Below are 8,955 nucleotides of genomic sequence, written 5' to 3'. Positions count from 1 at the left end.
GAGCCCATGATCGGACGCTATGCGCTCGATGGCAAGGCTTGCGGCCTCCTTTGTCAGTTGGCCGGCCGTAGCGAGAGGCTCGATCGCCTCCTTGAACTCGGCATAGACGTCCTCCCCAAAAGCAAGCCTGACGAGGAGATCGCGAATGAACGTCGCGGACATCCCCGCCGCCTGAAAGCCGGCGACGAGTTCTTCGTCCGAACCGATCTTGCGCAGCGCATCGGCGATCGTCTTGACCGTGCCGGGCAGTTCACCCGTGCCGGCACCGCCGACGAGGTACTCTTCCGTATACTTCGCCATGAGCGTCGCCAGCATCTGCACGCAGGCTTCGCGCTCGTTGGGCGTCAGCTCGGTGATCTCCCTGCCGTTCCTGTCGAAGAGCACGCAGCCGGAGGCCGCATGCGCTCGGGTGAAGACGAGATCGAGGAGATTGAAGCCCTGTCTGCCCGAACAGGTGGCAAGCGCCTCGAGGTCGAGCGTTCCCGCATCGATGGCGGCGGCGACCTTCTTCGCCGTCTCCAGCTCCTTCGGCGTCAGGTCGCCAGAGGCGGCCAGCCTGCCGCCGAGCGCTTCGAGTGCCTGGCCGAGCGAGCGGCCGACCACTTCGAGACCCTTCGCCGCGGCTTCGAGGCTGTTCGACGAGATGTAGGCATCGATGCTGACGTGGGTGTCGCGGGTGATGGTGTAGGCCTGGTCCGGATCGCGGTTGAGCTCCGAGAGCGGCAGGGTGGAGGTACCGTCCTGTTCCAGGGCGGCCTGTTTCTCGCCGTCACGGATGATGATCTCGCCCGGCCCGACCGTCGCCCTGACGCTCTGGCGGGTATCGTCGAGCTGATAGGACCCTTGGAGCGTATGGTTGGCGGTGGAATTGCCCGCCGCATCGGTGCTGCCGGAGAGATCGAGCCCGAGTTCGGCGCTGAAGCCTTCATACTCCTTCGAGCCTTCGAAGTTCCGGTAGGTCAGCGTGCCGGTGTCAAGCGTCAGGTCGCCGGACTCCGAGACGATCTTGCCGGCGTCGAGATCGGTATTGCCGGCAACGGTCACGTCCATCGCGCCCCGGGAGACGAGGCCGGATTGTTCCGAGATCCAGTTCGTCGAGCCCGACCCCGCCCCGCCGCCGATCTGAACGCCCGAGATCAGGCCGCTGCCGCCGCCGATGGAGAGGCCGCCGGAGACGGACCGGTTCGACTGCGATCCCGCGTCCGTGACGGAGACGATGTTGAGATCGCCGCCGACATTCGCCGTCACCGTCTCACCGGAGACGACGGCGCCCTTCAGATTGGTGTCACGACCCGACTGGAGCGTCACATTGCCGGTACCGGTCACATGGGAGTTGAGCTGGGTCACCGCGGTTCCGTCCGACGAACCCGACGCCGCCTCGACATGACCGGTCAGCCCGGCGCTTATCCCGGTCGTGACGTTGAGGCCGATGCCGACGCCGATCCCGGCTCCGGAAGACTGTGTGCTCGATGAGAAGGTCGAGCTTGCTCCGACGCTCGAAAGATTGATGTCGTTGCCGGCCGAAAGGCTGACATCGCCCGCTCCACCGGTCGGAAGCCCGTTGGCGTCGAGCCCGGCGGAGATCTGCGCACCGTGTGCATTGATGTCTCCGGTCCCGGCCGTGACGGAGACGGAGTTGCCGGCGCTCAGCGTCGTCACCACAGGCGTGGTGGAGGAGGCAGTCTCCGAGGTCTTCTGCGAACTGAACCCGATCGTCAGGGAGGCGGAGGCAATGTCGCCCTTGACGACCGGCTTCAGGGCGTCATAGGCCCGAAGCCCTGCAAAGGCGGCATTCGCCGCCGAATAGCCGTCTGAGACATTGGCGACCTTGTTCGCCAGATCACCGGTCGCCTCTGCCGCGCTGACGAGGCTCGACTGGACGTTGAGACTGATGCCTGCGAAGAACTCCTCGTGCCGCTCGACATAGTTGGTCTGGTCCTCAGCGGAAAGCAGGTTGACGTCGTTGACGGCAAGAAGGGCAATGTCCTGCCCGGCCTCGACGTTTGCCGCCTGCAGGTTGATGTCGTTGCCGGCCGTGATGGTGATATCGCGTCCGGCCGAGAGCGTGGAGAGCGCATTGGTACCGGAGGACTGCGTGACCTCATCCTCGGCCGAGCCGTAGCCGATGCCGATGGAGGCCGAGCCGNTGCCCGACGAGAGGCTGATGCCGAAGCCGGAGCGTTTCTCCGTCTCCTGTGACATGGCGCTTTCGGCGCCGGGCGTCACGTTGACGTCGTTTGCGGCGGAAAGCGCGATGTCGCCGCCGGCCGTAATCCCGGAGCCGACGATGTCGATGTCGCGAGCGCGGGCGGTGACGGAGACGTCTCCGCCGGCCGTAATCGTGGAGGCGGCATTGACGACGGTGCTGCCGCTCTTTTCCTTCTCCTCCTCGCCCCAGAGCGAGAAGAAGCCGTCTCCCGAGCCGGCGAAGAGGCCGGAGGTTTCTCGGCCGATCGCAAGGTCGTGCGCCTCCTGCGCGCCGATGATGGCGACGCTCTCGCCGGAAATCGCGATATCCTCGCCCGCCGTGATCCCGGAGCCGGAGATCGCCACCGCCTCGCCGGCGTAAAGCGTCACATTGCCGGAGGCGCCGAGCGCGGAGGCGACGGTCGTCTCGTCGTAGACCCCGGACGACCAGTGCGTGCTCTGCAGGAAGCCGTGTCCGCTCGATTGCGTATCCTGTGCGAGAACATTCTGGCCGGAGCTGACGACGATGTTGCCGCCGGCGGCGATGGTGAGGTCGGCCGTCTGGTCGGCGCTGCCGGCCGAAAGCGTGGAGGCGGAGACCGTCACGTCGTTTCCGGCGGAGACGGCAACACCGCTGCCGCCCTGGATCGAGGAGCCGGAGGCCGTCTCGGTGGCGATCTTGCTGTCGGTATGGGCCCCGTTGCCGGATGCGTTGTGCAGGTCGTAGGTCTCGCTGTCGATCGCCTCGGCGATCGTCACGTTTCCGGCGGCCCGGAGGTCGACCGCCTCGCCGGCGGCAATGCTGCTGCCGATGACGGCAAGATCGCCCGCGCCGGTAACGCCGGCGGAAACCGCGACATTGCCGCCGGCGGTGATCTCGGTGCCGGCATTGACGATGCGCTCGCCGGAATTGGCGCCGAACTGGACGGAGCTCCGGTTTGCGACCGCGGTGATGTTCACGTCGCCGCCGGCGACGATGGCGGCATTGCCCCCGGCCTCGAGAGCGGAGCCGGCGACGAGCACGTCCTCGCCTGCCGCGACCCTCATGTCGCCGCCGGAGGAGAGCTGCGACATCTGTTGGGTGGTGGTGACGGTGGTCATGTAGCCATCGTCATTGCTTTGCGTCAGGCCGGCGGTGGCGATGGCGACGGAGCCGTTTTCCGCGGTGACGGCGAGTGCGCCGCCGGCATTTGCCGAACTGCCGATGATCGCGACATCGTTCGTCGCGCTGATGGCGAGGTTGCCCCCGGCATTCACCCGTGTGCCGGTCGCGTTCTCCGACCCGGCGTCTCCGACCGTGACCACGTCGAGGATGACGTCCTGGCCGGCAAGAAGCGCGCTGCCGCCGACCTCGACGCCGGCGCCCGCAAGCTTGAGCGTCTCTCCGGCCTTCAGCACGGCATTGCCGCCGGCCTCGACCATGGCATTCGGATTGACGACGCTCGCGCCGCCGATATCGACGGACTGGGCGGTGAGCGTGATCGTGCCGGCGTCGAGCCTGAGGTCGTTGCCCGCGACGAAGCTGCCGCCGTTTGCGGAAATGGTCGTCGCGGAGAGCCTAAGGTCGCCCTTGGCGGCAATCGTCCCGGAATTGTTGACCGCCCCGACATTCATCGTCAGCGATCCGCCGGAGATCAGCGCGCCGGAGGCGGTCAGCGTCGCCCGGTCGGCATCCGCCACATAGACGGTCGGCACCAGGACCTCGATGCCGGCGACCACCCGTTTCTCATACCAGACGAGCGTTCCGGTGAGCGAGGCGGCGAGCTCGGGCGACAGTTGCTGGCCGATCGCAAGCCCGTGCTCGATGGCGAACGCAATCCCGCGGTCGAGCAGCACCTTCATTTGCTCGATGGCATCGGTGCCCGGAATGAAGGAGCCGTTTCCGAGCCCCTGCCCGGCAAGCTGGCGCAATTGCGCATCGACCAGCTCGTTCTCGAAATACGCGTCGCCGAGGAACGGCACCTCGCGTTCCGGCTTGTAGCCGATGCGGTCAATGAAATAGCCCGAGCCGTAGAATTTGCCGACGTCGAGGAATTCCGCGCGGGTCTCGTAGAGGAAGACCTGGCCGGGGATCGTTCCGCCGAACCCGCCCGAGCCCGGTTTTGGAACCGACGTGGCGAGCGCTGCGAGCATGTCGGCGGAGGCGAGCGGAAGCGCACCGGGCTGCAGGCCGGTTCCGGCCCCGGAAACCCCGGCTCCGGCAAGGAGGCCACCGAGCGCTGCGTTCGGCGTGAACAAGGCGCCGCCCGCCGTCAGCCCGGCAAGGGCGGCGGTCGGATCGGTCGGAGCGTTCGACGGCGCAAGAACGGCATGGCCGGCGATCGATCCGGCGGCAGAGGTGTTGTTGACGGTCGCAAATCCGCTGATGTCGAGATTGCCGGCCGCCTTGATGTTGGCGGATGCGAGGCTGACGGCCTCGACGTTTCCGAGCAGCGAGTTCCCGTTCGCCATGTCCTTCGACGGGTCGCGTCTGCCCTTGGCGTCATAGGCGGCGCAGCCGCCCTGCGCATGGCATTCCAGCGTGGTCGTGCGGGTTGCCATGACGCCTTCGTTGTTGAGCGTCGCTCCCTTGAGGACGGCATTGCCTTCCGCTTCGATCGAGCTGCTGGAATTGTTCAGCACGGTCGCGTCGATCATGAGATTGCGGCCGGTATGGATCAGCGCTTCCGGGGCGAGCGCTCCGTCGAAGACCTCCTCGGTGACCGTCTGGCCGATATAGGCGGCCTCATCCCAGCTATAGGTCGTGCTGGTGTCGTGCGGCTTGCCCTGCTCCACGACGACGAAGTACTTCGACGGGTTGTTCGGGTCGAGCGTGATATTGCCGTCCGCATCGCGCGGCACGCGCTCGGCGATCCAGTTACGGATCGAGCCGGAGCCCGTCGGACCCGGAGCCGAGATCCAGGTCCAGGCGCGATAGGAACTGCCATCGGCAAGCACTGCGAGCGACCACAGCCTGTCCTGGTAATCTTCCCATAGCTGGCGCGGCAGGTCGGGGAAGATGTAATCTCTCGAAGTGTCATCGTTCCAGCCCTGGTAGAGCTGCATGAACGGTTCGTCGGCGACCTCCGGATTGAGCCGGAATTCGCCGGCATGCCCCGACGGGACCACGACGGTCTTCAGGCCGGGGATGAAGAGCCTCTTGTTGGTGAGGTTCGCGGTCGTGATGAAGGCGTCGCGGCCCGCTTCGACAAGGCCCGAGACGTTGGTGAGGGAGCGGTTGCGTGTCCCGTCGGCGTCGCCGGCGATCGTCAGGTCGTTTCCGACGAGGATCGCCCCCTGGTCGTTGAGGAGATCGCCTGCGACGAACAGGCGTCCGTCGTGGCCTGCATAGACGAGCCCGGCCGGCGTGTTCGTCAGATTGCCGCTGATGTTGAAGGTGAGGTCGTTGGCTGCGGCGAGCTGGCCCGTATTGGAGAGCGAGGTGAGCGTCAGGGTGAGATCGTTCGCGGCAAGCAGTGCCGTTACGGGGGTCGTGGCGATCGTCGCAGCGGAAATCGCAATATTGCCGCTGCCGCCATCGGCGGTCACGGCGCGGATGTTTGCCCCCGAGACGTCGGCCGAGCCCGCCAGATTGAGATCGACGCCTCCGAAGGTGAGCGTGCTTCCCGAAAGATCGGCGCTGCCTGCATTGACCGTCAGCGTTCCGGCGGTCGCAAGCTTGCTCCGGTTGCCACTGAGATCGAGCAGTTGCAGGGAAAGTGTGATATCGCCGCTGGCGATGGTGTCGTGATCGATGCTGATCGTACCCCGGGTGGCACCGAGATCGGCTGCGGCAAAGCTCTGCAGGCTGTCGTAGCCGATGTCCTGGAGGGCCCGCGCCTCGAGATTGCCGCCGCTCACCAGCTGGCCGGCCAAAATCGAGCCGGTCCTTGCGAGAAGGGTCATGTCGCCGGCGCCGGCGGTCAGGACCAGCGGGCCGCCGGACTGTTCCGAGGCCGCAAAGTCGACGCCGGAGACGAGCGTCCCGAGTGTCACGGCGTTCGCATTGAGGAGCGCATTGCCGCCGACGAGCGATTGGCCGGCAAGGGTGACCGTGCCCGCCGCCGTCGCACTGAAGTCGCCGTATACGAGGGCGTTCCCCGAGACATTGCCGGCAGCATTGATCGTGGCTCTGCCGGACGACAGGAGATGGCCGACATCGACGCTTCCGGTCGTCGAGGTGAGCACGAGGTTGTGCGCAGCATCCCCGAGAACGATGCTGCCTTCGTCGAGTGCGGCGAGATCCACGCCTGCCGCAGCCAGTCCGGCGCTGATGGCCGGACCGGTCACCGACAGGTCGGATGCGGCGAGAAGCTGACCGGTGACCACGGTATCGCCGAGGATTGCCGCTTCGGCATGGCTGGTGACGTTGCCGGCATGGAAGGTGCCCGACATGACATCGAGGGCGCCCGCCGAGAGCAGGGTCGTCGTCTCGACGAGGCCGGATGCCTTGAGCAACATCGAACCGGCATCGCTGCGCAGGACAAGTGCGCCGCCCGCACTCCCGGTGGCGGCAAAGTCGACCCCCGAGACGAGGGTTCCCATCCTGATCGAGGAGCCGGCAAGCCGGACATCGCCGGCGGCGAGCGACTGGCCGGAGAGTGTGATCGCGCCGCCGGCGTCGAAGCCCATGGCGCCATGGCTGATCGCGCTGGTCGTGATGGCGCCGGTTGCCGTCACAGACAAGTCTCCGGCCGTCAGCAGGCGTCCGGCCACCACGTCGCCCGCCGTCGCCGCGAGCCTCATATCCCCCGTGCCCGTGAGCAGGATCGCGCCGGACGGCGAAGCAGCCGTCGCGGCAAGGTCTACGCCCGACACAATGGCTCCCGCATGAATGCCTGCGCCCGAGATCGTGACGTCTCCGGCCCCGAGGATTTGGCCGGTGACGCGCGTGTCGCCGCTAATCGCGAGGCTTCCATGACTGGTGATACCGTCGGCGGAGAGCGTGCCCGCCGTTGCGGCAAGATCGCCCGATGCGAGGATCGACCCGACTTCTATCGCGCCGGCGTTGGCGGTGAGGAGCATGTCGCCGCCGGCCTTGAGAACGATCGTACCCGAAGAGGATGCCCCGGTTGCCGCGAAGTCGACACCCGACACCGCACTGGCGGCCTTGAGGCTTCCGGCGGAAGCGGCGAGCGTTCCGCCGGCAAGCAGGTCGCCGGCAATGCCGATCTCGCGCCCTGCCGTCAACGTCATGTTGTCGAAGCTGACGAGCGAAGCGGCGGTGATCGCACCCGACGTCGCCGTGATCTGCAGGTCCCCGCCGGCCCTGGCCATGCCGGAAAGGGCAATATTGCCGGACGCGGCCGACAGCCGGGCGGCATCCTTCGCCAGAACCTGGCCGGCGGTGATCCCCGCGCCCGCCTGCATGACGGCATCCCTGCCCGCGGAAACCTGGCCTGCAGCAATGGCGCCGGAGGCCGTCAGCTCGATATTGCCGAAACTTGCAAGCTCGTCGGCAACAGAGACGAGGCCGCCCGTCGCAATCAGCACATCGCCGTCGGCCGCCACCGACTGCAAGGTGACGCCGCTCGCCGCACCTATGGTGACTTTGCTCTTCGAGGTGACCTTGTTCGCCTCGACCTGCCGGCTCTTCGACCGGATGTTGACGCCGTCCCGGCCGGACGCGTTGCCGAGCGAGATCCGCCCGTCCGCCGACAGCGTCAATGCGCCCGCATTGGCAGCCATGTCGTTGCGCATCCTGACGCCGGCGCCCTTGTCGGTGACGGCGATCCCGATACGACCGGCCTGCATGGCGCCGAACGCCGAACCGTCAATGGCGAACTCGGGGGCATCGTCGGCCCCGGCAAGTCCGGTCGCCGCGCCGGTCGCATAATCGAAGCGGTTGCGTCCGGCCGTGACCCTGAGATCCTTCCCGTTGACAGGCCCGTCCACCCGAACCGTCCGCGAGACGATGTCGAAGAGGTCGACGGCACCGTCACCTCCGGCAAAATTGCCACCCTTCGCGCCGAAGGTGACGTCGCCACCTCGCACCGTAAAGCCCGAAAGGCCTCCGCTCGCATCGATATCCGGCGTGCCGGTGGTCAGCGTCGCGCGCGGCGTATTGATGAAGCCGCAGCCGTCGCAGGTAATCCCGTTCGGGTTGGCAATGACGACATCTGCCCTGCCCCCGAATACTTCCATCGGGCCGAGAAGCGCACTGCGGCTGCCGCTCGTCACCTCATTCAGAATGATCGTCGCCGGGCCGCTGTTGCGCAGGTTCGGGTTGCCCGGCGTCACACCGCCGAGCTTCGAGATGCCGGCTTCCGCATCGAAGTTGTTGAGGATCAGCCCGGGCGTGCCGACGTTGAAGGCGCCGTACTTGTTGTGCGAAAGCCCGCGTCCGTTCGGCGTCACGATGTCGACAAGCGGAACCCCGTTCGCAGCCGCCCCGATCCCCGCCTGATTGGCAACCGGAGCCCCGCCGTCCGCCACCACGCCCCCGGCCCGCGCAAAAACCGGCTGAAACACAAGAACCAGACTGAGCACGCCGGACAAGACGCAGCGGCCGCCATCCCTCACACGTCGGATCAGAATTCGCTCCAGGGCCGTTTCCGGAGCTCTCCAGCGGAGATGCGGGCCTTGCTTGCTTCTGCTCATGGGTCTTGCTCACTCTGGACTGGGAAGAGGGATCGCGTACGACGAACCGATGCGACTACTTTTGTGTCAACCAGGTCTTCACCTGTCTCGTGAAGGATTGAGCCAAGCGTCGCGCGAGCGCGTCTTCGTCTTCCGACGCGACAGCCGTGTTGATCGCAACCGCAACAACAAGCCCGAGGCCCCTTCCCT

At 66.5% G+C, this 8,955-nt stretch carries 1 protein-coding gene; it reads right to left on the bottom strand.

What is annotated here, in order from left to right; translation table 11 throughout:
* A partial coding sequence (locus NHF53_RS23550; protein WP_252836379.1) for a hemagglutinin repeat-containing protein occupies nt 1-8,766 on the bottom strand: 8,766 nt, incomplete at its 3' end.
* Nucleotides 8,767-8,955 lie beyond the last annotated feature (189 nt).

The sequence above is a fragment of the Ciceribacter sp. RN22 genome (assembly GCF_024054295.1).
GTDB classification, from domain to species: Bacteria; Pseudomonadota; Alphaproteobacteria; order Rhizobiales; family Rhizobiaceae; genus Allorhizobium; species Allorhizobium lividum.
Note: the sequence above shows the minus strand (reverse complement) of the source record. Positions and strands in the feature narration are given on the sequence as shown.